Source organism: Mariprofundus sp. KV (assembly GCF_013387475.1).
Classification (GTDB): domain Bacteria; phylum Pseudomonadota; class Zetaproteobacteria; order Mariprofundales; family Mariprofundaceae; genus Mariprofundus.
In genome coordinates this window covers 1-19,955 of record NZ_VWNB01000011.1, presented here as the reverse complement: position 1 = coordinate 19,955, position 19,955 = coordinate 1, and the positions used below count along the sequence as shown (strand labels likewise).

General features: G+C 51.4%; 26 protein-coding genes. 12 read left to right on the top strand and 14 right to left on the bottom strand.

Annotated features, from left to right (window positions below; genetic code table 11):
* Positions 1-21: 21 nt before the first annotated feature.
* From F3F93_RS09795 to F3F93_RS09755, 9 genes are all read left to right on the top strand, one after another.
* Positions 22-240, top strand: coding sequence for a YgaP-like transmembrane domain (locus F3F93_RS09795; protein ID WP_176959002.1), 219 nt, complete (start codon positions 22-24; stop codon positions 238-240).
* A gap of 143 nt (positions 241-383) precedes the next feature.
* On the top strand, positions 384-782 hold the full coding sequence (locus F3F93_RS09790; protein ID WP_176959001.1) for a rhodanese-like domain-containing protein: 399 nt from the start codon (positions 384-386) through the stop codon (positions 780-782).
* Between the two features lie 79 nt (positions 783-861).
* Positions 862-1,284 carry a rhodanese-like domain-containing protein gene (locus tag F3F93_RS09785; RefSeq protein ID WP_176959000.1) on the top strand — a complete coding sequence of 141 codons (423 nt, stop codon included), beginning with the start codon at positions 862-864 and terminating at the stop codon, positions 1,282-1,284.
* Positions 1,284-1,622 carry a rhodanese-like domain-containing protein gene (locus F3F93_RS09780; RefSeq protein WP_241697082.1) on the top strand — a complete coding sequence of 113 codons (339 nt, stop codon included), beginning with the start codon at positions 1,284-1,286 and terminating at the stop codon, positions 1,620-1,622. Before F3F93_RS09785 ends, F3F93_RS09780 begins: the two co-directional genes overlap by 1 nt.
* Before the next feature lie 71 nt (positions 1,623-1,693).
* On the top strand, positions 1,694-1,894 hold the full coding sequence (locus tag F3F93_RS09775) for a DUF2892 domain-containing protein (RefSeq protein WP_176958998.1): 201 nt from the start codon (positions 1,694-1,696) through the stop codon (positions 1,892-1,894).
* An 88-nt stretch (positions 1,895-1,982) separates the two neighbouring features.
* Positions 1,983-2,384 (top strand): OsmC family protein, encoded by a 402-nt coding sequence (locus F3F93_RS09770; RefSeq protein ID WP_176958997.1) that lies wholly within the window; start codon positions 1,983-1,985, stop codon positions 2,382-2,384.
* Positions 2,385-2,402: 18 nt separating this feature from the next.
* On the top strand, positions 2,403-2,744 hold the full coding sequence (locus tag F3F93_RS09765; RefSeq protein WP_176958996.1) for a hypothetical protein: 342 nt from the start codon (positions 2,403-2,405) through the stop codon (positions 2,742-2,744).
* Between the two features lie 36 nt (positions 2,745-2,780).
* Positions 2,781-3,434, top strand: coding sequence for a hypothetical protein (locus F3F93_RS09760; protein WP_176958995.1), 654 nt, complete (start codon positions 2,781-2,783; stop codon positions 3,432-3,434).
* Between the two features lie 19 nt (positions 3,435-3,453).
* A complete protein-coding gene (locus F3F93_RS09755) occupies positions 3,454-3,870 on the top strand; it encodes a hypothetical protein (RefSeq protein ID WP_176958994.1) in 417 nt (138 codons plus the stop codon).
* On the opposite strand, the gene F3F93_RS09750 is transcribed toward F3F93_RS09755, so the two are convergent.
* From F3F93_RS09750 to F3F93_RS09740, 3 genes are all read right to left on the bottom strand, one after another.
* Positions 3,871-7,281, bottom strand: a complete 3,411-nt coding sequence (locus tag F3F93_RS09750; RefSeq protein WP_176958993.1) for a PAS domain S-box protein — start codon at positions 7,279-7,281, stop codon at positions 3,871-3,873. It lies immediately after the preceding gene.
* 79 nt (positions 7,282-7,360) lie between these two features.
* On the bottom strand, positions 7,361-7,774 hold the full coding sequence (locus F3F93_RS09745) for a hypothetical protein (RefSeq protein ID WP_176958992.1): 414 nt from the start codon (positions 7,772-7,774) through the stop codon (positions 7,361-7,363).
* A gap of 21 nt (positions 7,775-7,795) precedes the next feature.
* A complete protein-coding gene (locus F3F93_RS09740; protein ID WP_176958991.1) occupies positions 7,796-8,215 on the bottom strand; it encodes a Fur family transcriptional regulator in 420 nt (139 codons plus the stop codon).
* Positions 8,216-8,313: 98 nt separating this feature from the next.
* On the opposite strand from F3F93_RS09740, the gene F3F93_RS09735 reads away from it, so the two are divergent.
* Positions 8,314-9,381: a cytochrome-c peroxidase gene (locus F3F93_RS09735; RefSeq protein ID WP_347239245.1), complete on the top strand. Its 1,068-nt coding sequence runs from the start codon at positions 8,314-8,316 to the stop codon at positions 9,379-9,381.
* Positions 9,382-9,442: 61 nt separating this feature from the next.
* On the opposite strand, the gene F3F93_RS09730 is transcribed toward F3F93_RS09735, so the two are convergent.
* The 11 genes from F3F93_RS09730 to F3F93_RS09680 form a co-directional block, all read right to left on the bottom strand.
* A complete protein-coding gene (locus F3F93_RS09730; RefSeq protein WP_176958990.1) occupies positions 9,443-9,772 on the bottom strand; it encodes a PilZ domain-containing protein in 330 nt (109 codons plus the stop codon).
* 102 nt (positions 9,773-9,874) lie between these two features.
* Positions 9,875-11,434, bottom strand: a complete 1,560-nt coding sequence (locus tag F3F93_RS09725; protein ID WP_176958989.1) for a YifB family Mg chelatase-like AAA ATPase — start codon at positions 11,432-11,434, stop codon at positions 9,875-9,877.
* A 131-nt stretch (positions 11,435-11,565) separates the two neighbouring features.
* Entirely contained in the window at positions 11,566-11,823 is a 258-nt protein-coding gene (locus F3F93_RS09720) for an accessory factor UbiK family protein (RefSeq protein WP_176958988.1), read from the bottom strand.
* Between the two features lie 3 nt (positions 11,824-11,826).
* Positions 11,827-12,459: an SH3 domain-containing protein gene (locus F3F93_RS09715; protein ID WP_176958987.1), complete on the bottom strand. Its 633-nt coding sequence runs from the start codon at positions 12,457-12,459 to the stop codon at positions 11,827-11,829.
* A complete protein-coding gene (locus tag F3F93_RS09710; protein ID WP_176958986.1) occupies positions 12,456-13,085 on the bottom strand; it encodes a flavin prenyltransferase UbiX in 630 nt (209 codons plus the stop codon). The genes F3F93_RS09715 and F3F93_RS09710 overlap by 4 nt, the downstream gene beginning before the upstream one ends.
* Before the next feature lie 118 nt (positions 13,086-13,203).
* Complete coding sequence (gene lptB / locus F3F93_RS09705) at positions 13,204-13,935, bottom strand: LPS export ABC transporter ATP-binding protein (protein WP_176958985.1); 732 nt, start codon at positions 13,933-13,935, stop codon at positions 13,204-13,206.
* On the bottom strand, positions 13,932-14,411 hold the full coding sequence (locus F3F93_RS09700) for an LptA/OstA family protein (RefSeq protein ID WP_176958984.1): 480 nt from the start codon (positions 14,409-14,411) through the stop codon (positions 13,932-13,934). Before F3F93_RS09700 ends, lptB begins: the two co-directional genes overlap by 4 nt.
* Positions 14,411-14,983 carry an LPS export ABC transporter periplasmic protein LptC gene (gene lptC, locus F3F93_RS09695; protein ID WP_176958983.1) on the bottom strand — a complete coding sequence of 191 codons (573 nt, stop codon included), beginning with the start codon at positions 14,981-14,983 and terminating at the stop codon, positions 14,411-14,413. Before lptC ends, F3F93_RS09700 begins: the two co-directional genes overlap by 1 nt.
* Positions 14,984-14,993: 10 nt before the next feature.
* The gene (locus F3F93_RS09690; RefSeq protein ID WP_176958982.1) at positions 14,994-15,560 is read right to left on the bottom strand and encodes an HAD family hydrolase; all 567 of its coding nucleotides are present in this window, start codon (positions 15,558-15,560) and stop codon (positions 14,994-14,996) included.
* Complete coding sequence (locus tag F3F93_RS09685) at positions 15,560-16,537, bottom strand: KpsF/GutQ family sugar-phosphate isomerase (protein WP_176958981.1); 978 nt, start codon at positions 16,535-16,537, stop codon at positions 15,560-15,562. The genes F3F93_RS09690 and F3F93_RS09685 overlap by 1 nt, the downstream gene beginning before the upstream one ends.
* A 3-nt stretch (positions 16,538-16,540) precedes the next feature.
* Positions 16,541-18,004: a peptidoglycan DD-metalloendopeptidase family protein gene (locus F3F93_RS09680; RefSeq protein WP_241697081.1), complete on the bottom strand. Its 1,464-nt coding sequence runs from the start codon at positions 18,002-18,004 to the stop codon at positions 16,541-16,543.
* A 122-nt stretch (positions 18,005-18,126) separates the two neighbouring features.
* On the opposite strand from F3F93_RS09680, the gene F3F93_RS09675 reads away from it, so the two are divergent.
* Both F3F93_RS09675 and F3F93_RS09670 read left to right on the top strand, forming a co-directional pair.
* A complete protein-coding gene (locus F3F93_RS09675; RefSeq protein ID WP_176958980.1) occupies positions 18,127-18,612 on the top strand; it encodes a YajQ family cyclic di-GMP-binding protein in 486 nt (161 codons plus the stop codon).
* Between the two features lies 1 nt (position 18,613).
* Positions 18,614-19,741: an aminotransferase class V-fold PLP-dependent enzyme gene (locus F3F93_RS09670; protein WP_176958979.1), complete on the top strand. Its 1,128-nt coding sequence runs from the start codon at positions 18,614-18,616 to the stop codon at positions 19,739-19,741.
* Positions 19,742-19,955 lie beyond the last annotated feature (214 nt).

Below are 19,955 nucleotides of genomic sequence, written 5' to 3'. Positions count from 1 at the left end.
TAACTGTAAAGGAGAAGATTTGTGACTATTCAACGCGCTATTCGCATTATTGCGGGCTCATTTATTCTGCTCAGCCTGTTTCTGGCATCACGCTATAACGGTGTGGTGTTAACTGAACCCAGCTGGCTCTGGTTCACCGCATTTATCGGTGTGAACCTGCTGCAGTCGGGTTTCACCAACTGGTGTCTGATGGAGACCATTCTTGCCAAGCTCGGCATGAAACCCTGCTGCGAGAAGTAGGGGCCTGAAAGGGTCAACAAGATTGGCGGGCGCAGGCGGCTTCTCCCCCCCCCCCCATACGTGAAAGTCGTTTGCGCCTGCCGATAAAAATCTACAGAGAGATGCTAAAACAGCTGATCTCTCTGAATCGTGAGGATAGATAGATGCAATTTATGCAAGACAATGCGGTTTACATCTTCATCGCGCTTCTGTTGGGCTGGATGCTCTGGCAGCGGGTGATCTGGCCGAAGATCTCCGGTGTAAAGTCGTTGAATGCGGCTGATTATATGCAGCTGCGCAACCGGGAGCATACCCTGGTTGATGTGCGCCAGCTCGGTGAGTGGCAGTCAGGGCATGCTTCCACAGCAGTTCATATTCCGTTGGGTGAGGTGGCTGAACGCATGCATGAGGTTGCTAAAGATAAAGTTGTGATTGTGATCTGCGCATCAGGAACACGCTCATCGATGGCAGCAACTGCCTTTGCCAATGCCGGTTACAGTGAGGTGTACAACTTCTCCGGTGGCATGGGGGCATGGCGCAGTGCAGGGCTTCCGGTCAGGTGATTTATCCCGTGTGACATTGTCACCGATTGAAGAGAAGAGAATAAATAGATTTGCTCATAGAGAGCGACAGGAGTTAGAGATGATTACAAAGAGAGTCTGGTTGCTACTGACGGTGGTGATGATGTTGCCGATGGGTGCAGCAGCCTGCGGATTTGGCGAGAAGAGTGTTGAAGGTTATGAAAACACCGCAGTACAACACGCTTACCAGCACTGGAATCAGGGTGCTTCTTCGGCTGTGCCGTTTGTCTTTATCGATGTGCGCACACCTGAGGAGTATGCCGAAGGGCATATTGAGGGTGCAGTGCTTATTCCCGTGCAGGAGTTGGCAGAGCGCATCAATGAGGTGCCTAAGGATAAGCAGGTCTACCTCTACTGCCGCTCGGGCCGTCGTTCTGCAGATGCAGCAGGCATGCTGGCAAAAGCCGGCCACACCAATATAGAGAATGTACTGGGTGGCATCACGGCATGGAAAGAGGCCAATCATGCGGTGGTGAAGCCGTGATGAATACACTAACCGTAGACCAACTCTATCCGCGCTGGCTGGTGGCGCGTGAAAAGAAGCAGCCTATTACACTGATTGATGTGCGTTCACCCGAGGAGTACCGTGGTTGTCATGTGCCCGGTGCAAAGCTGATCGCGCTCAACACCATCATGGCCAGAGCCAATGAGATCCCAAAAGAGGGGGATGTTTTTCTCATCTGTCATTCGGGCGCTCGCTCTGCCCAGGCTCTAACCTATCTTGAGCAGCAGTGTGGTTTTGACAATCTGATCAATATCGGTGGTGGAACCATGGCCTGGAGCAACAGTGGCTATCCCACCGAACAGGGCTCTGCCAATTGACTCTAGGGTAAAGAGAGATTGTTATACCGGGGTAAGTTTAATCAACACAATAGAAAATCAGGAGATAACTAATGAAAGCAAATGTTGGAACAATCGATCGTGTACTTCGTCTGGTAGCAGGTGCGGCTCTGATCGCCTTTGGTTATATGGGTGGCCTGGCTTCCCCATGGAATGCCGTCGCCATCGGTGCAGGCAGCGTATTTGTACTGACTGCACTGATTAAGTTCTGCCCGCTCTATCCGCTGCTGGGTATCAATACCTGTAGCAAGTAAAGATCTCCAAATCATTTGGCAGAGAGGTTTTACCTCTCTGTTGGATGAGGCGAAGGCAGTTGTTTAAAGAACTGGATGGTGAATAGATATGGCGAGATTAACAGCGACATTTAAAAGTGGGGCGGCATTTGATATTGCCTGCCGTGGTCACTCGATTGTGATGGATCAGCCAGAAAGCAATGGGGGTGAAGATTCCGGCATGACTCCGCCTGAATTCTTTGCAGGCTCACTGGCTGGCTGTATCGGTTTCTATGTAGCAAAATATTGTCAGCAGGCTGGCATTGATACCGATGGTCTCAAGGTTGATTGCGACTGGAGTGTTGCTGAAGATGCACCACGCCGTATTGGTGAGTTTACCATTGATGTGGTTCTGCCCGGGCTGCCTGAGAAACGGCGTAAGGCGGTGGAGCGCGTGGCATCATCATGTCTGATTCATGCCACACTGCATCAGACCCCCGATATCACTATCAATCTGACTACCGAGCAATGAACAGGAGTATTTGATCAAATGAGCATAGAGACACTTGAGCAGGCGATAGCGGAGACACAGCGTGAACTGGATGGTCGTAGCGCCAGAAGAGTGATTGCCTGGGCTGTTGTGACTATCGTTCTCTTCTTTATCCCGATTGTGCTGTTTTTTCAGCTTTTTTCCGGTAGCGCCTATGAGACAAGTTACGCACCGATTGTAATTATATGGCTGATGGTGGCGATGGGTGTCGGCAATGTGGTTGCCACCGCGCTGGTGGCTCCGAGAACCGTTGAGCTCAGGCTTGCACTGGCTACTGCATCATCCCTGCTGTCGATGCTCAAAGAGGGTGAGAAGGTAAGCGGCCAGCCAGATGCTGACTGAGCAGTGTGACCACGCTGCTGCATAGACTCACTTAACATGAGTAGTCGTTTCAATCCTCAGTTCACCTACTATCGCCGTGACAAACTGGCTGAAGTCTTCTTCTCCATCTTTCTGGTCGGGCTCTTCTTTCCGAAAAGGATGTTCACAGGCCTTCCCGAGGCAAAAAATCTTAAAGATAGTGCCACGCTTCTGGCCATGTATCTGGCTATCCCATCTATTCTGATGACCACCACCTTTGGGGCGATCGCATCAAGTCTGGCTCCGAACATGCTCGTCGGAGCCCTTATCTTTGTCTCCATTCTGCCGGTATCACTGGCTATCGGTCTCTCTTCTTCACTGCTATGGAGTATGTGGTTGAGCTGGTCGTTAAGCAGGCTCTCCGGCAAACCTGTCTCTCTGTTGGCGGTGTTTCAGGTCTGCGCCTATAGCGGACCGCCTTTTGTCATTGCATGGGGGCCCTATCTGGGGCCGGTAATGGCGCTGTGGAATCTTGTTCTGAACTGGAAGGGGCTGCGCTTTCACTGCCAGATTGGTGGCTGGAAGGTGTTGCTGGCGATGCTTGGCGGCATTGTGCTGCTTGGAGTGATGATTATGTTGCTTGCCATGATGCTGTTTTTGATTCTGCCTGAAAATGTGAATATGCTGCTTGAATCACTGGCATTAATCATGCAACAGAGAGGCTGGTTATGATGATGAGAGCTGTGAGTCGTTGAGTCCGTTATTTCAGTCACTGCTGATCTATGCAGCGATGCTGGTTATCTTTGCCTCTATGGTGCACAGCAAAGGGCGAGAGTTTAACACTATCCACCCTTTTGAACTGATCTTTCTGTTTGTGCCGTGGCTTACCGTTGTTGCGATGGCCTATATCTTTTTCGGTTCTATCGATGCGCTCTATGAGCGCACAGGCATATGGCAATTCTTCTGGATTATGCAGGTGATCGGGGCAGGGCTGGTGGGCAGTTTTGTGCTGATGCCGCGTTATCTGGTCAAAGCTGATACGCTGGCGGCCCGATTACTGGTGAATGTGATCGCCAGCCTGAGTATATCGGCTCTGTTTGCGATGAGCCGGGTCTTTCTCTTTGCACTCTCCGGAGATGCCTATGTCGCAGGCTGGCCGACAGAGTAGTTAAACTGTTCTGATATTGGCCTGTATAGATCGGGAAAGTTCATCAAAATCAAAGGGTTTATTGAGCACCAGCGCATTCTGCATCTGAATGCCTTTATCCAGCACATGATCTCTGTCGTAACCGGTGACCAGAATAAGGGGCATCTTCTCATTGAGCTGGCGCACTGCCTTGAAGAGCTCAACCCCACCCATTCTGGGCATGATGACATCAGAGATGATTATATCGATACTGCCCCGGTTCTCCTTGAAAAGTTGCAGGGCGACTTCACCATTTTCAGCTTCCATAACATGGTAGCCCATACTCGAAAGCACCTCACTGGTTGTGCTTCTGACGCTCTCTTCATCATCAACCAGAAGGATAGTTCGGCCTTTTTCGATAACAGATAAAACGTCAGACGTTTCTGCCACTGTTTCGATTCCACCTTTAATCAGAGGGAGGTAGATCCGGAATGTGGTGCCCTTACCAACCTTGCTGTCGATCTCCACTGCGCCATGATGAGTCTGCACAGCGCCATAGAGCATCGCCAACCCGAGCCCGGTTCCTTTACCCACCTCTTTGGTGGTAAAGAATGGCTCGAACACCTTATCAAGCAGTTCGCCGGGAATGCCGCAGCCATTATCTTTGATACTCAGACAGGCAAAATTGGATGCCCTCAATTCAGGGTGCCTTAACCTGAACAGACGCGTTGCTTTAAACGGCTCCAGAGTGCATCGGATCATCGGTTCGCCAGTATCAGCGAGGGCATCCACAGCGTTGTTGAGCAGGTTCATCAGCACCTGTTGCAGTTGAGTGGCATCGCCTTTGATGTGGAGTGGTTCACTGCATGTGCTGGTCTGATGATCAATGTTTTCCGGGATAAGCGTTTTGGCCAGTTTATATCCGTCATCCATGAATCTGTTGAGTGAAAAGACACGCATCTCCACGCTGCCTTCACGGGCGAAGGTGAGCAGCTGCTGTACCATTTCGGTAGCGCGAGCGGTAAGTTTTTCGATATTTGAGAGTTTGTCGGCCGCCACCGGGTGATCCTGCATCTGCTTGGTCGCCAGATAGAGGTTACCCTGAATAGCGGCCAGCATGTTATTGAAGTCGTGAGCAATGCCGCCAACAAGTGTACCGATCGCCTCCATTTTCAGAGCCTGACGCAGCTGTCCTTCAAGCGTCTTGCGCTCACTGATATCACGAATAACGCTGAAAAATACCATCTCTCCATCAAGCTCAATAATTCTGGCGTTGATCTCCACAGGCATGATGGAGCCATCATTACGGTAATGGGCTGTTTCAAACACTGCCATGCCATGTTTTTTTATTTGAGCCAGACGTTGCGGAACCCTGGCCGCAAACTCTGGTGGATCCAGATCCGTAAGCCTCATGGCCATCATCTCTTCTTTGCTATAACCCAGCCGCTCATATGCAGTTCTGTTGATATCAATGAAGTTACCCTGCATATCAATAATGAACAGGCCGTCACTGGAGGCGTCGAACAGCATACTGAAACGCTTTTGACTGGCCTCCAGAAGCTCCTGCTGGCGCCTGCTTGCGGTGATGTCTTGAATTACTGCCAGCACACAGAGCGCTGAATTATCACGTTGAATGGATGTTGAAGAGATGTGAATGGTACGGGACTCACCACTTTTGGTGACAATGTTGAAATCCGTACTGTGATTGATTTCACCCTGCAGGACCTTCTGCATGGTCAGGCGGGCCCTCTCTCTCTCCGATATGTCACTATACATGGTCTCCAGCCAGCCCAGAGCGTTAATCTCCTCACGAGAGTAGCCTGTAATCTCCTGCATACGACGATTCCAGGTGAGGAATTCAGCTTCACCTTCGTCACTACTGGCTCGCCAGAGGGCGATACCTTCAGAGGCCTGCTCCAGAATCTGGCTGCGGAATCTGGCCTCCTGTTCAAGTTTATCTTCAGCCAGCTTCTGATCGCTAATGTCGCGTGCGATGGCAACCAGTATCTGTCTGTCGTCCTCCTTAAATGTTTTCAGTCGAACTTCGACCGGAAACTCACTGCCGTCTTTGCATGCGTGGATCGTTTCGATAATTCCGGATTCATCTTTCTGATTGATCAGGCGGTCAAAGGTCTCTTCCAACGCTGTTCGGGTGACATAAGGTTTGATGTCACTCGGTCCCATGGCGAGAAACTCATCCCGTGAATACCCCATTCGCCTGCTGGCTTCTTCATTTACATCGATGAACCTCATCGAGTCACGATCAATAAGAAAGATGGAATCGGCACTGTTATCAATCGCTATGCGGAACCGTTGCAGGACAGTTTCAGCCTTTTTGCGCTCGCTGATATCCCTGTCGAAAGCGACATTGTAAGCCTTGTCGCCAAACTCGATGTAGTTGGCGATCACTTCGATAGGGAAGCGCTCACCATTTTTACGTTGATGTTCTGTTTCAACGGGCACAGAGATGTTCTGTTTCAGATCCTTCCAGTGCTCATGCCATACCTGCATAGGGAAGAGGGGATCAATATCCGGGATACTCATCTGCAGAAGCTCTTCCTGCGTATAACCGAGTGTTTCACAGCCCGTTTTGTTGATGTAGCGGATACGGGCATCCGAATCCAGATAAGTGATATTCAGCGGTGCATGGTCGAGAACGAACTTGGCCAGCTGCAGCTCCTCTTCCTGCTGCTTGAGCCGGGTTACATCCCGGATGGTGCCCTCAACTCCGGTGACATTGCCATGTTCATCACGAAAATAGTGAGCATTGGTTGAGACCCATATGACTTCACCATCCACTCTTCTGATCTGGGCCTCGAAGTTATTTACAATGCCTCCACCCTCGCGAAGCACATCCAGAAACAGTTGCCGTTCATCCGGATTCACGTAGAAGTTGGCAATGCTTTTGCCCTGCAGTTCACCAGTTGCACATGCCATCATGGTCTCTGCGGAAGGGGAGACCATGACGATATGACCTTCAATGTCGGTACGGTAATAGGCATCCTGCAGACTGTTGAAGATGTTCCTCAGGGTTGTTTCTGAAGCGATGAGTTTTGACTGTTTAAGCTTTTCGGCGGTGATATCTTCGTAAACCCCCAGAATACCGATAACGTTCTGTTGATCATCGCGTAGAGGGACTTTAGAGGTGCGCAGCCAGATAGTGGCGCCATTGGGGGTGGTTTGTGGCTCCTCATAAGCAAGCCTGGATATCCCGGACTCCATGACTTTGAAATCATCAGCGCGGTAGGCCTCAGCCTGATCAGACCAGTTAAAGTCAAAATCGGTTTTGCCGATCAGCTCATCCGGGGAGTCCAATCCTGCATCTTTGGCCACAAGCGTATTGCATCCCAAGAATACTCCATCACGATCCTTCCAGAAAATACGGATCGGAACCCCTTCAACAATATCCTGCAGAAGATCATGTGAGGCGAGCTGATTGATGATCTCTTTCATGGTCCCCCTTCAGTATCAGTAGATTGAGCATCTACTGCACAATGCTGCGAGTGCAGCAGGATCTGTGCCACTGTTGAAATCAGTCAGGAGAGAGTAGCGCCATAGGGTTGGCAAAGGCAGCCATCAGGAAGAACATTTTCAGGCAGAGAAGACCGATCAGAAAGGCTGAGGCTGACGAGAGTGTTAATCCCGGAACATCGATGTTGCTGAAAATAACCCTTGGCAATAGGGAGAGGCCAGCCAGAAAACCACCGATACCGGCAATCATGGCTACGGCAACGGGATGAAACTCCATCTCCATAACGCCCTGGTGAATGCTGCCGAAGGTGAGTACCACATAGGCCAGTACCATCAGAAAGGGGAGGGTGACAACCACCGGTTCCCAAAGCTGCCAGCTGATTTGTCGCTCTCTGCCGACAATGATTGTCAGGCCGCTGATCAGCGATGCTGGGATAGCGTAGGCGACGATGGTTAAAGCGGTGGGAGAGATCATAGATTAACTGCCTGATGCTTGCTATGCGATTGAGCAGGCAGGGCAGAGACCTGTCCAGGTCAGAGTATGATGTTCAATATGCCACTGCTGTAGCACTTCAGGACGAACTGTTTTTTTCGTTTCAGGAATATCTTCAATGACACCACAGGCTCTGCACAGACCATGATGATGTGGGGTGATATTGCTATCGAAAATCGTCTTGCCATCAGCACATAAGCGGCGTAAGAGGCCGGACTCCTCGAAACTTGCCAGTGTGAGATAGACGGTGTTTTGTGAGATGGATGGGAAGTCAGGTTTAAGCTGTTCGCAGAGCTGTTGAGCGGTTGTGTGCGTTGGCTTTGCAAGCAACAGCCGGGCAATGGCCAGCCGCTGGGGCGTAGCTTTCATGCCATGCTTTCGTAGCAGTGATTGCTGGTCGGATGTGGCGGAGGTCTCATTCATAGTTAGGATTGTTTACTAACTAGTAATAATTGACAACAAAAAAGTAGTTCGTAGGGTTTAAAGGTATCAATCATATTTACATTCAAAGGAGTTGAAACGTGAGACAATCATCACTGATAACAACTGCACTACTGGCCATGGTCTCTTTTGCAGCTGTCGCCTGCTCGGATGCAAGCCAGGAGAAAACTGTGGCGGCTACACCTGTGGCTGCAACGACTGCTCCGGTAGCAGCACCAGCTCTGCCGACAGATATTCCTGAAGGTATGGGAGTACTGCCGACTTCCGTTCCGGTACCGGCTGATAACCCGCAGACAGCAGAGAAGGTGGAGTTGGGTAAAAAACTCTATTTTGAACCGGCACTCTCCAAGAGTGGTAACTTTTCATGCAACTCCTGCCATAACCTCGGTACCGGTGGTGTAGATAACCAGCAGTTCTCCATCGGTCATAAATGGCAGCGTGGCGGTCGTAATGCACCAACCGTTTTGAATGCTGCATTCTGGTCCGCGCAGTTCTGGGATGGCCGTGCACCACTGCTGGAAGATCAGGCTAAAGGCCCACCATTGAATCCTGTAGAGATGGCCAGCATGGGTGAAGTCACCGTCGTTGCGCGTCTGAATGAAGCTGGTTACGCACCGCTGTTTGATTCGGTGTTTGGTAAGGATTCACTGAACTATGATAATATGGCTAAGGCGATTGCGGCCTTTGAACGCACCCTGATTACGCCGGATGCACCGTTTGATCTCTATCTACAGGGCAAGGGTGATATCAGTGAAGCTGCCAAACGTGGTATGCAGAAATCTGCTGAAGTTGGCTGTACCTCATGTCATTCGGGGCCACTGTTCACCAATAACAGCTTCCAGAAATTTACTTACGGAACCGATGCCGGTGTGAAGTCGGTTACAGGTAAGGATGAGGATGATCATCTCTTCCGTGTTCAGTCATGGCGCAATGTCGCGCTGACTGCCCCTTACTTCCATGATGGTGCGGTTAAAACTCTGGATGAGGCTGTACGTATCATGGCCAGGACCCAGCTGGATACCGAGCTATCTGATGCCGATACAGCCGATATTGTGGAGTTTTTGAAAACGCTGACAGGTAAGGCTCCTGAAGTGACTTTCCCTGTTCTGCCACGTCCGGCAGGTCATGCTCTGAGCTGGAGTGACTAAAAAGCGTTGAAATTGATCAGAACGAACCTGGGGCCTCTTTAGAGGCCCCTTTTTTTATCTCCTACGATTCAGAGTGCGTAGAGCCCTGCTCCAGGCTTATCCCAATCCAGTAGGAGAGTGGTATCTCAGCATCAGCCAGAATCTCGGCAACTGGAGAGGCCCAGACGACGCGACCATAGATCTGCTCCGTATGTTCACTGCGCGGAATCTGCAGCTGCACCGCAGTTCCTTTGCCAAGATAGATATCGGCCATCAGGCCGATGCCGTGATCTGAAATATCCTTTACCAACTCGATTTCGAAACACTCAAAACTGCTGCAGAGAAAACCTTTGCCATACTGCATGTCTTCAGGGGCCGGGTTGCGTGAATCTCGACGTTGCTCAAGTGACATCTCTATCTCCGATAGTGGATCAATATATAGCTTCTTTACTTCGACTTTAGCAGGTTTTTCTGCATTTGCAGAGCTCCAAATGGGGGAGGAAAGAGGGTGTTATTACGGCATGTTAAGCAGATCCTCGCCACGGTACTGCAGTGCTTCGGCGACATGGGTGGCATTAACCTCATCCGAAGCTGCCAGATCGGCAATGGTGCGGGCAACCTTGAGGATGCGGTGATAGCTGCGGGCAGAGAGTGAAAAGTGATTCATGGCCCGGTCAATCAGTCGGGCTCCATCTTCGTCGGGTTTGGCATGCATTTCAATTGCACTGGCGTCCATGCGTGCATTGACCTGACCACTGCCTAGTCTGCTATATTGGATATCCCGGGCACGTAGAACACGGGCGGCAACGGTGGCTGAATCCTCTCCGGGTTGCATGCGACTGAGCTCCCTGTGTTCCACCGGTGGCACATGAATACGCAGATCAAAGCGATCCAGAAGAGGGCCTGAGATACGTCCCATGTATCGCCTGATCTGGGATGGAGAGCAGCGGCATGCTCTGGCTGGGTGACCAAGGTAGCCGCAAGGGCATGGGTTCATGGCGGCAATCAGTTGAAATCGTGCGGGAAATTCAATGGTGTCGGCAGCACGCGCTACCGATACGGACCCATCTTCCAGCGGCTGCCGCAGCGTATCAAGCACAACACGTTTGTGCTCTGCCAACTCATCAAGAAAGAGAATACCGTAATTGGCTTTAGAGATTTCACCCGGTTTGGGGTTGCTGCCACCACCGATAATAGCGACATCCGAAGCTGAGTGGTGCGGCTGCCGCAGAGGCGGGCGCAGGCTCATTGGAGATCGCGAGTTATCTCCCGAAACACTGTAGATACGGGTTACCTCCAGCGACTGCTCTATGGTCAACGGTGGCAGGATGCCAGGCAGTCGTTTGGCCAGCATGCTTTTTCCTACCCCCGGCGGCCCGCTCATCAGCAGGTGATGACCTCCGGCTGCGGCAATCTCCAGAGCCCTGCGTGCCTGCTGCTGGCCCCGGATATCAGCCATATCCGGATCCTTTCTCTGCGTTGCATCTGTCTCAGCTTGAATTGAGGTTTGTTGCAGCTGTAACTTGCCTGAAATGTGTTCGACAACGGCCAGAAGGTGTTCGGCTGCGTAGACGGTTAAACCTTCAACAGCAGCAGCTTCTCGGCAATTCTCTTTGGGAAGAATTAGCGCGCTGAAACCCTGCTTGCGTGCAAACAGAGCCAGGGAGAGAACACCGTTAACCGGATTCAGACGGCCATCAAGTGCCAGCTCACCAATCAGAAAGGGGCTCTCCTGAGTTGAAATTTTGCTCCGGTTGCCGGCCAGTAGTGGCAGTTGTGGTTGTTCAAAGAGCTGGCCTGAGGCTTTGAGCAGGGCGATGGCGATGGCGAGATCAAAATGGGAGCCATCTTTACGTCTGTCGGCAGGGGAGAGGTTCACTGTGATGCGACGCAGTGGAAATTCAAAACCTGAGTTGACGACTGCCGAGCGAATACGATCACGGGCCTCACGTACGGCACCTTCAGGAAGTCCGACCAGGCTCCAGCTTGGCAGGCCACGCGAGAGATCGACCTCAACATCGACAGCTTCGGCATCAAGTCCACGCAGGGAGGCACAACATAATCTGGCTAACATATGTTGATTGTAGACCAAAAACCGACTTTTCACATATTGTAAAAAATTAAGATGATTCTAGTGGCAAAGAGGCTTGAAATTGTGAATAAGCAGTGCTGCTCTATGAGGCCACAGATGAGGTTGATGGTTGCTTACTGACTCAGTTTCTTCAGTTGGGCTTCGAGTTCAGCCACTCTGGCCTCCAGTGCCTGCAGCTCCTCTTTGGCTCTGTTGAGCATCGCTTCCTGTACCTGCATACGCTCATGGGTGACCACATCAAATTGCGACAGTGCATTTTCGACGATGCTGCGCACCTGCGCTTCAGCGCCCTGCTTAAGGCCACCTAGCATGCGAATGCCACCAGCAATTTTTTCTGCAATATCATCAAGTGGAAGCTGATTGTTTGACATGGGTTACTCCGATTGGCTCAAAATTGGTTTTCTTTTCAACTGGCTATTGCTGTTAATAATGGTGCCCTTCAAATATGCATTTTTGCCAGAAGGAAGTTTAATTCTCAACCACTCGCTATTCTGGGTTTTGCTCGCTTCCAGATTGGCTCCGGGTCGAAACCAGCCGATACGTGCAGAACTGGTTGTAGGTTTAAGGCGAAGGTTACTGTATTTTGAGGCGTTGTAGCGGGCATTATCAGGCAGTTTTTTCAGTTTTCCGCCGATCATTTCAATGATGGCGTGTTCGACAGACTCTTCACGCGTCGTGCCTTTGACTTTGACATAAACGGTAGTGAGTTGAGAGGTCTGCTTTCTCAGTGTGATCTCACCATCCAGACGTTCATTACCAAAACCTACGCCGTAACCACCATCGGGCTGGATCTCCAGCACATCGATATCCAGTTTCAACTCCCACAGGGACTGTTGTACTGCTGCCAGTGATCTGCGCATGCTGTGGGGGAAGCTTTTCTCTTCACCGACAAACTGGTTAGCCACTACCTCGAGAAGAGCACCGGGAATGGCTGAGACCGCTGAAACAGCAACGCAGCCGGAGAGAGAGAGCAGCGATAACAGCGCTGCGGCGGCTACGCTCCTCATCGGTTGATGCCCCACTGTTTTGCCGCTGGATTAGGTATGTTCAAATGATCAAGCAGACGATCAACAAGGAAGTCGATCAGCTCATCGATTGATTGTGGACGGTTATAAAAAGCGGGCATGGCAGGCATGATATCCACGCCCATACGGGAGAGCTTGAGCATGTTTTCAAGATGAATGGCCGACAGCGGCGTCTCTCTGGGAACCAGAATAAGCTGCCTGCGTTCCTTGAGCATCACATCAGCAGCGCGCTCAATCAGGTTGTCGGAGATGCCGTTGGCAATCCTGCCGAGCGTGCCCATTGAGCAGGGCACAACAACCATGCGCCGAATCCCTGCAGAGCCGGAAGCGGTGGGAGAAAACCAGTCTTTGAGCGCATAACAGCGAAGCAGGGAGGAGGAGATCTCGAGATGATTGGCAAGCTCAATGGCACTGTTATCAGCATCACCGGAGAGCTCCAGATCCATCTCCTGTTTGAGTACGATCCGGGCGGCATCAGAGAGGAGGATATGCTGAGCAATCCCTGCCTGTGCCAGTCGCTGAATCAGTCGCAGACCATAGGCGGAACCGGATGCACCGGTCAGGGCGACAATGATGGACTCCTCTGTTGTTGCTGCTGAACTGCTCATCTCGCCTGAATCTCCTGGAATTTCTGATATCTGAAACTGTAGAAGATATTCTCATAAGGGCAATGCCCTGAAAAGAGGTCTCTCCTCAGCGCTTGCCTGACTGGATAGATCTTCTGAATCACATTGAGAAGCTCTCGCCAAGGTAGAGGCGGCGGGCATCAGGATGGGCAATGATCTCTTCGGCACTGCCGTGGACGATAATTTCACCGGCACTCATCAGGTATGCACGATCACAAATAGAGAGTGTGTCGCGAACGTTATGGTCGGTAATCAGCACGCCGATACCCTTGTTTTTGAGCTCGGCAATGATGGCCTGAATATCTTCAACAGCAATCGGATCGACGCCGGCAAATGGCTCGTCGAGAAGTAGGAAGCGCGGTTTGGTTACCAGTGCCCGGGCAATTTCAGTGCGCCGCCGCTGTCCCCCTGAAAGGGTGTAGGCCTTTTGATTCTTTACACCCTCAATGCCCAGATCGATCAGCAGATTCTCCAGCTCCTCTTCAATCTGTATGTCGGGTAAATCCAGTGTTTCAAAGATAGCAAGCAGGTTCTCCTCTACCGTCAGTTTGCGGAAGATGCTCGCCTCCTGAGGCAGGTAGCCAATGCCACTGCGTGCCCTTAGATGCATCGGTTGGCGGGTAATATCGAGATCATCGAGTGAAACCTGGCCACTATCGGCGCTGATCAGCCCGCTAACCATGTAAAAACTGGTGGTTTTGCCCGCGCCGTTGGGGCCAAGCAGGCCGATGCACTCACCGGAGAAGAGATCGATATCAACACCCGAGACCACCTGTTTTTTGCGGTAACTTTTACACAGACCACGTGCCGATAGGTGATGGACGCTGCTCATTTTGTCACATCCGGTATTGGCAGGGTAGATTTCCCCGGCTCGTCTGCATCAATCGTCATGTGTGTTCTTCCCCCCTTAGCCGACTGAACAGAGGTCTCTTCGCGATTCATGTTATGGACGATAGTTTCGCCTTCAATACGGCCACCCGGTTGCTCCAGGACCGCATTTCCGATCAACGTAAGGGTGTTGTTTGTTTGATCGAGAATCGCCTTGTCAGATCTTCCTGTAATCTCTTTCTGAATCAGACGAATATGACCGCTGGCTTCGGCGCGCTCGAGTTTGCTGTTTTTATAGAAGGCGACAAGTTTGTCGCAATAGAGTTCAAAATCATCCCGTTTCATGTGCACGTTGTTGATAAACTCAGCGCGTTCGCTTTTATGCATGAAAACCATCTTGTCGGAAGCGATCTCCACCGGCCCTGCCCAAAGCAGGGTCGGAAGCAGAGATAAAGCTGTAACTACCAGAATTCGGATCACTATTTCACTCCCTGCCATTGTGGATCGCTGTCCTGAATCCAGATTCCCTGATCAACATTGATCTTTTCGCTGTTACGATTCAAGCGCATACCTTTTCCTCTGGCCGATATCGTTTTGCCTTTGATGGTGAATTTCTCAGGCACATGAATCTCATCCAGGGCACTATTATAAACCAGTGACTCACTTAACATCGTCCATACTTCATAGCGGACATTCACCTGACCTTGAAACTGGATATTTCTCTCGATCGGTTCAAGCCATGCCTGTTGAGCTTCGATAGTCACTTCACGCCCCTGCTGGGTAAAGAGTATAAGTACCGGATCAATCAGATGCATCATGCCGTCGAGCTGTTGTTTAGCCTCTGCAGCCCGTAACTGCCAGATGACTTCACCATCCTTGCGCTCAACAATAACCGGACTCTCCACCTCGGTTTTCGGGCGTTCAACTGTTTGGGTTGCTGTCTCAACCTCAGCAGGACCGGCAAGCCACATTAGTGCTATCGCCAGCACAACACTGCCCACCGAAACAGCGAGGCTTGCCCATTTCACCCATGACCATATTCGTTGCTGCATCAGTATCCGGTTACCAGCCGCAATCTTCCGGGGTAACGTTGTAACGTTTAAAAACTATCTCATTCCAACAGTTTTGAGCGATCAGCAGCGCTTCAGCGGCCTGGCGTATGGCACCGCCTCCACCCGGGTTATCTGAAATCCAGTCAACATAATTCGCAACAGAGATGTGCGCGTCGGAAGGAGCCAGACTCAAGCCACACTTGTACATCGGTGGCAGATCAATGACATCATCGCCCATCATGGCGCAGTGAGCTGCAGCAACACCTGACTCCTGCTCCAGTCTGGCCAGTCCTTCGGCTTTATTCAGACACTTCTGAATCACATATTCGATACCCAGGTCAGATGCGCGGGCCTGAACAACAGGGGAGCTGCGGCCGGTGATGATGGCGATCTGGATGCCTGCCCGCTGGATCATTTTGATGCCATGGCCATCACGTACATTAAACGCTTTATGCTCATCGCCATTTTTATCCATGATGATGGAGCCGTCGGTCATGACGCCATCAACATCAAGGATCAGCATGCGAATATCGGCTGCTTTCTCAAACGGGAAATCAAAGCCTTTGTGTGCAGCCATCATATGCCTCCCTGCAGAATGTCATGCATATGCACAATGCCGACGATGTTCTCCGGCTTCTCTTCATAGACAAACAGCACCATGATCTTCTGCTCTTCCATCAGGTGCAGCGCCACACTGGCCAGCTTGCCGGACTCAATTTTCATCGGATTAGCGTGCATCAGTTCGCGAACCGGCGCATCAAGATCCATATGGCCGGACTCCAGAATGCGGCGCAGATCACCATCACTGAGGCAGCCGATCAGCGTGCCATTGTCGCTGATGCCGGTAATACCCAGCCGATGCCTGCTGATCTCCATGATTGCTTCACGCAGCTTGGCATCATGCCGGACCATCGGAAGTTCATCGCCCTGATGCATCACATCAGCCACACGCAGCAGTTTTTTACCAAGGCTGCCGGCCGGATGCACACGGGCAAAATCCTCCTCTTTAAAACCGCGTTGTTTGAGGATTACCACCGCCAGCGCATCGCCAAGGGCCAGTGTGGCCGTGGTCGAGGCGGTGGGAGCGAGATTCAGCGGGCAGGCTTCACGGGTAACCGGAATATGCAGAACAGTGTCGGCATGCAAAGCCAGCGTAGAGCTGGTATTGCCGGTAATGGCAATCACCTTTGCACCACGGCGTTTGATCTCCGGTAGCAGGCCGCACACCTCTCTGGTCTCACCACTGTGCGAAAGTGCCAGTACGGCATCAGAGCCGGTAATCATACCGAGATCGCCATGCTGTGCTTCAGCAGCATGGACGAAGAAGGCCGGTGTGCCGGTTGAGGCAAAGGTGGCAGCGATCTTTTTAGCAATGATGCCGGATTTACCCATGCCGAGCACAACAAGTCGCCCTTCGATATTCAGGATGGTATCAACGGCATGCACAAAGCTCTCATCCAGGGCATCGCGCTGGGTTACCAGGGCATCGATTTCAATATTCAGCACTTCTGTGGCTTTCTCAAGCCACGCTTGCGCGTTGTCTGTCACACTCATCTTTTAATCCCAGGCAAGCTGTACGGGGTTCTCTTTCAGGCTGGCCAGTAGCGGGGCGGTTTGTGCCTGAAAGCGCTGCCTCTCTGTTGTCGCCACCGGCTGCGCCGGTGGATGTTTCACTGTTAAAGGGTTGACTGCCCGCCCACGAGAGCGGAACTCAAAATGCAGATGCGGGCCGGTGGCCAGGCCGGTCATGCCGACATAACCGATGATTTTGCCCTGACGTACCTTCATACCTCTTTTTAGTCCCTTGGCATAACTGCGCATATGCGCATAACTGGTGGTGTGGTTGCGATTGTTATGGCGAAGCTCCACAAAGTTGCCATAACCGTTTTTCCAGCCGACAAAGGTGACAAAACCATCGCCAATAGCATGAATCGGTGTGCCACTTGGCGCGGCGTAATCAACGCCGCGATGGGCACGGGTATAACCGAGCACCGGATGTTTACGCTTGGTTTTGAATGTTGATGAGATGCGAGAGAACTTAACCGGAGCTTTCAGGTAGGCCTTGCGCATGCTTTTGCCTTCCGGCGTAAAGTAGTCGATTTTGCCATTGGCCTGTTCGTAACGAACGGCCCTGAACTGATTGCCCTGATTGGTGAACTCAGCAGCCAGAATGCTGCTCTCCAGCATCTTGCCCTCATCATCATAGCGCTCTTCATAAACCACCTGAAAGCTGTCGCCATTGCGCAGGTCACGGGCGAAATCGATATCCCATGCAAAGATATCAACAAGATTCATGGTGGTGCGCTGATCCATGCCGGCTGTTTCAGCTGAAGCAAAGAGGCTGTCTTTAATGGTTCCGGAGGCAAAACGTTCGCGGCTGTAAACAGTGCGCTCATCAAGTGTAGCCTGCCACTGAGCGGTGCTGCTGTTCTCTTTCTGAAGGTGCAGTCGTTTTTCACCACTGACATTGTAGTAGATATCGGTGCTGCTACTGCTGTCTACGCGTTTAAAACTTTGCCCGGCACGAATGTTTTTCAGTTTATAGGCCGCATTGGCTTTGCTGATGAGAAAATGGCTTGTCGAGTGGTCAAAGCCGAGGCGAACAAGCGCCGAGATCGCATTATCACCGCTTTTCAGGGTGGTGGTTGTACTATTAATGAGCTCTTCAGCTTCAGGAAGCAGCGTGGGTGAGACCCACTCCTCCTGAGGAATAGAGACATTGGCATCCACATCCTGACTGCCTGTGCTGACAAAGAGCATGATGGCGGCAAAGCCGATTCCGGCACCGATAAGCGGGAACCAGCCGGGAGAGGGGATGCGAGGCAGCCTGCCAAACGATGGCATCTTTCCCTGCAATGAGAGTTTTGGCAGGCGCAGAGAAAGCTTTGACAGTTTAGGCAGGGAGGGGCGCGCAGGAAGCCTGTAAGAGCGTCCCTTTCTGTTTCTTCGACGACGATTCGAACCGGTTGGCTGTTCCGATGAGACCCGGTCAGAAAAATCATTATGAAATGCGTTCGGCAAAGAATCCTCCTGATTGCTGCATCTTAAGTGTGGCGCATTGCTTGTCAAAGCTTCAGAGGGCATGATTTTGCTTTCAGGGTGGCTGTTTCCAGCCCGATCCATATTGTTCCCAGGGAGTAGAAATGCCAAGTTTTGATATTGTCAGTGAAACCGATATGCAGGAGATGAGTAATGCGGTGAATCAGGTGGTCAAGGAGATCACCACGCGCTACGATTTTAAGGGCTCCAAGGCCAGCATCGAACTGAGCGATAAAGGTATCACCGTGGTTGGTGATGACATCAATAAACTTAACACCGTAACAGAGCTTCTGCGTGCCAAGCTGGTGCGTCGTAATCTTGAACCTTCATGTCTTGAGTATGGCGATCCGCAGGATGCCAGTGGTGGCACCAAACGGCAGGAGATCAGTATCAAGCAGGGTGTCAGCACCGAACTGGCTAAAAAGATCGTCAAAAAGATCAAAGATGAGAAGATGAAGGTGCAGGCCTCTATTCAGGGTGATCAGGTGCGCGTGACCGGCAAGAAACGCGATGACCTGCAGGCTGCCATGGCACTGGTAAAAGGCGTGGAGTCAGACAGACCTCTCTCATTCACCAATTTCAGGGATTAATTTGAATCTCGGCGCGGAGTTTCCTCTCGATAAAGACCTTCTCTATCTTAACCATGCCGCAGTCGGGGTCTGGCCAAAAAGAACGGCTGAGGCTGTTAAGGCTTTTGCCGATGAGAATATGCATCGAGGTGCGGCTGGTTATCTGGAGTGGTTGAAGGTCGAGCGTGAACTTAGGGGCAGGCTTAAACGACTGATTAACGCCGATTCAGTCGATGATATTGCGCTGAGTAAAAATACATCCGAAGCACTCTCCCTGATCGCCTATGGCTTGGATTGGCAGGCAGGCGACAATATCGTAACCAGCAATCAGGAATTCCCCTCTAATCGTATTGTCTGGGAGTCGTTGAAAGAGCGTGGCGTTGAGCTGCGGCTGGCAGACATCTCGGTTGATGATCCGGAAGCTGCCATGCTCGCTTTGTGTGATGAGAAGACACGGCTGCTCTCTGTAAGCTCCGTGCAGTACGGCACCGGCCTGCGTATGGATCTGAATCGATTGGGCCAGTTCTGTCACGATCAGAATGTCCTCTTCTGTGTTGATGCCATTCAGAGCTTGGGAGCGATCGAATTTGATGCGCAGGCCTGCCATGCCGATTTTGTGGTCGCCGATGGCCATAAATGGATGCTTGGCCCGGAAGGGTTGGCCGTTTTCTACTCCCGGCCTGAGGCGCGCGAGAAGCTCAAACTCTCACAATTTGGCTGGCATATGGTCGAGCGGGCAGGGGAGTTTGACGCTGAGGATTGGACACCTGCCAAATCTGCACGCCGCTTTGAACCGGGTAGTCCCAACATGCTCGGTATCTATGCGCTTAATGCCAGCCTCTCCCTGTTTGAAGAGATCGGCATGGATGTGGTTGAAAAGGCCATTCTAGATAATGCACAGCAACTTATAGATTGGGTGGATTCGAAAGTGGAACTGGAACTGATTTCCCCATCAGAGAAGGGGCGATTTGCAGGCATCGTCACATTCCGTAAACATGGGTTGAACAGAGATGGACATGCAGAACTCTATCGTAACCTGATGGCCGAAGGTGTGATCTGCGCCAATCGCTCTGGCGGCATTCGATTTTCCCCACATTTCTATTCCGATATGAGTGGTTTTGAGGTTCGTTTGCGCCCAATTTTGGATTAATGCAAACTTAGGGATGCTCTGAATAACCCCTGATTATTTTTCCTCGCCCCTGTTTCGAGCGCGAATTTTGGCAAACTTGCTTATTTGTATCCCCCGATCATCGCCTGATTGGCTTTGATCGGGTGGTTTATCCGTTTTTCGGGCAAACCTATCCTGTATAGCCCAGGCTTCGACCGCGTAGCAGATTGGTAAACCCGAGCAGCAGGCAGAGTCT

What these genes read in the sequence shown, in the direction of transcription:
- F3F93_RS09750 (WP_176958993.1), bottom strand. Translation starts at nt 7,281, where the DNA reads ATGAAAGAGATCATCAATCAGCTCGCCTCACATGATCTTCTGCAGGAT.
- F3F93_RS09770 (WP_176958997.1), top strand. Translation starts at nt 1,983, where the DNA reads ATGGCGAGATTAACAGCGACATTTAAAAGTGGGGCGGCATTTGATATT.
- F3F93_RS09765 (WP_176958996.1), top strand. Translation starts at nt 2,403, where the DNA reads ATGAGCATAGAGACACTTGAGCAGGCGATAGCGGAGACACAGCGTGAA.
- F3F93_RS09775 (WP_176958998.1), top strand. Translation starts at nt 1,694, where the DNA reads ATGAAAGCAAATGTTGGAACAATCGATCGTGTACTTCGTCTGGTAGCA.
- F3F93_RS09675 (WP_176958980.1), top strand. Translation starts at nt 18,127, where the DNA reads ATGCCAAGTTTTGATATTGTCAGTGAAACCGATATGCAGGAGATGAGT.
- F3F93_RS09785 (WP_176959000.1), top strand. Translation starts at nt 862, where the DNA reads ATGATTACAAAGAGAGTCTGGTTGCTACTGACGGTGGTGATGATGTTG.
- F3F93_RS09715 (WP_176958987.1), bottom strand. Translation starts at nt 12,459, where the DNA reads ATGAGGAGCGTAGCCGCCGCAGCGCTGTTATCGCTGCTCTCTCTCTCC.
- F3F93_RS09685 (WP_176958981.1), bottom strand. Translation starts at nt 16,537, where the DNA reads ATGAGTGTGACAGACAACGCGCAAGCGTGGCTTGAGAAAGCCACAGAA.
- F3F93_RS09710 (WP_176958986.1), bottom strand. Translation starts at nt 13,085, where the DNA reads ATGAGCAGTTCAGCAGCAACAACAGAGGAGTCCATCATTGTCGCCCTG.
- F3F93_RS09790 (WP_176959001.1), top strand. Translation starts at nt 384, where the DNA reads ATGCAATTTATGCAAGACAATGCGGTTTACATCTTCATCGCGCTTCTG.
- lptB (WP_176958985.1), bottom strand. Translation starts at nt 13,935, where the DNA reads ATGAGCAGCGTCCATCACCTATCGGCACGTGGTCTGTGTAAAAGTTAC.
- F3F93_RS09760 (WP_176958995.1), top strand. Translation starts at nt 2,781, where the DNA reads ATGAGTAGTCGTTTCAATCCTCAGTTCACCTACTATCGCCGTGACAAA.
- F3F93_RS09730 (WP_176958990.1), bottom strand. Translation starts at nt 9,772, where the DNA reads ATGTCACTTGAGCAACGTCGAGATTCACGCAACCCGGCCCCTGAAGAC.
- F3F93_RS09740 (WP_176958991.1), bottom strand. Translation starts at nt 8,215, where the DNA reads ATGAATGAGACCTCCGCCACATCCGACCAGCAATCACTGCTACGAAAG.
- F3F93_RS09720 (WP_176958988.1), bottom strand. Translation starts at nt 11,823, where the DNA reads ATGTCAAACAATCAGCTTCCACTTGATGATATTGCAGAAAAAATTGCT.
- F3F93_RS09780 (WP_241697082.1), top strand. Translation starts at nt 1,284, where the DNA reads ATGAATACACTAACCGTAGACCAACTCTATCCGCGCTGGCTGGTGGCG.
- F3F93_RS09690 (WP_176958982.1), bottom strand. Translation starts at nt 15,560, where the DNA reads ATGGCTGCACACAAAGGCTTTGATTTCCCGTTTGAGAAAGCAGCCGAT.
- F3F93_RS09745 (WP_176958992.1), bottom strand. Translation starts at nt 7,774, where the DNA reads ATGATCTCTCCCACCGCTTTAACCATCGTCGCCTACGCTATCCCAGCA.
- F3F93_RS09725 (WP_176958989.1), bottom strand. Translation starts at nt 11,434, where the DNA reads ATGTTAGCCAGATTATGTTGTGCCTCCCTGCGTGGACTTGATGCCGAA.
- lptC (WP_176958983.1), bottom strand. Translation starts at nt 14,983, where the DNA reads ATGCAGCAACGAATATGGTCATGGGTGAAATGGGCAAGCCTCGCTGTT.